At 74.8% G+C, this 1,625-nt stretch carries 1 protein-coding gene and 1 pseudogene; one reads left to right on the forward strand and one right to left on the reverse strand.

Going from position 1 to position 1,625, the window contains the following annotated elements; genetic code table 11:
* Positions 1–358: pseudogene (locus AC30CM_RS26885) on the forward strand (phosphopeptide-binding protein); the annotation flags it as partial.
* Positions 359–448: 90 nt separating this feature from the next.
* Here AC30CM_RS26885 and AC30CM_RS26890 read toward each other — a convergent pair.
* Positions 449–1,360, reverse strand: a complete 912-nt coding sequence (locus AC30CM_RS26890) for a hypothetical protein (RefSeq protein ID WP_490119960.1) — start codon at positions 1,358–1,360, stop codon at positions 449–451.
* Positions 1,361–1,625 lie beyond the last annotated feature (265 nt).

Below are 1,625 nucleotides of genomic sequence, written 5' to 3' on the forward strand. Positions count from 1 at the left end.
TCGCGTCCCGGGCGCTCCGCTGCCGCAGGCAAGCTCGGGTACGCCGCTGCCGCAAGGTAGCTCGGGCACGCCGCTGCCCGCGGGCGCACCCGGAACCCCGGTGCCTGCGGCCGCTCCGGGCGCCCCGGCTCCCGCGGCCGCTCCGGGCGCCCCGGCTCCCGCGCCCGTCGCACCGGCTCAGGTGCCCGTGGGCAGCCAGGGCACGCCGCTGCCGACGGGCACCGGGACCGAAGGGGCTCCGATGCCGGCCGCGGTCCAGCAGGCCCCCGCCCCGATGAACCCCCCGGCTCCTGGCTCCGCGGGCACCCCGGTGTCACCGGCGCCCACCACCACGATGATGGCGCCGCCGCCGGCCTGATCCGCCAGCGCACCGCCACGGCCGCCGGCCTGCCCTTCGGGGCGGGTCGGCGGTCGTCGTTCGTCGAGGGCCGGCGGACCTGCGGCGACCTCAGGAGTGCAGGGACCACCAGCGGTACAGCGCGTCGAGGTTGGGGCCCTGCGCATCACCCCGGACGGCTGCCACCACCAGATCCTCGTTGTTGGTCCAGGCGAGCGTCGGCAGATCACGCTGGTACCCGCAGAACAGCGTGCCCGCCACCTTGTCGGGGGAGGCGTTGCGCCGCCACGGCCCCGGCGACTGGATGGCCCCGGGGCAGTTGACCACGTTCGAGTTGGCGATGACGTCCTCGAACGCCTTCTGCAGCGCCTGGGCGTCGGCCACCAACGTGTAGGTCGCCAGTACCGGCCCGCCGGCATCGGCGTTGCCCTCGCAGCCGAACTTCGCCAGGGCGCCCTTGGGAGTGGCGACGGGTTCGCACGCCGCGGGCGGGTAGCCGGCGGGAAGCATGCCCTTGAGCGTGGCCCTCGCGTCGTCCTCGGACATCGCCGGGGTGGTCGGCGTCGGGGCGGGGGTGCCTGCGGTGTCGTCGGACCCACCGGAGAACCACGCCAGCAGCGCGACGATGCCGCCGATCAGGATCACCGTAGCCACACCAATGACGATGGGCCGCAACGCAATACTGGGCGCCGGCCGCGGTGCACGCTGACGCGGGATGACCGGCGGAGGGGCGGCAAAGGCACCCGACCACGGACCCTCGTCGTGCGGCTCGAACGGCCGTAGGGGTCCCGACGGATGCTCGCCGGCGACCGGTAGTGCGCCCGAGACCGTGGGGCCGGGGAGCGCGGCGTCGGGAACCGGATCGACGCCGACCTCGGCCTGCCACTCGTATTCGCGCGCCGCTGCGCTCTCGGGGTGTTGCCGGGGTATGCGCAGCGGACCGGTGTAGTTGGGATGCACGTCGTAGTTCCGGACGTCCGGCTGTTCGGACGGCTCCGGCTCCTCGGGCGGGGGCTGCGTCACGCGGGCACCCCGGCACGGCTCGCGATCACGTCACTGCTCCTGAAATCGTCCCCGGCGATGTCGGAATCCCTTCTGGCATCCGCGTCCGGCGAATCGGCCGGCTGCCGTAATGAGGGTAATGGCCGAACGCCCCGGACGCGGGTGCGTATGGCGACGCGTCGGCTACATCCGCCGCGCCAGGTCGTCGTCGCCGCCCCGGCCGTGCCGCGGCGGTTCCACGGGTGGCGGTCCGGCGGCAGGCGCCGCCGGACCGGGGGCCGCTGCG

Source organism: Mycobacterium sp. DHQP2018-32-09, from assembly GCF_058148405.1.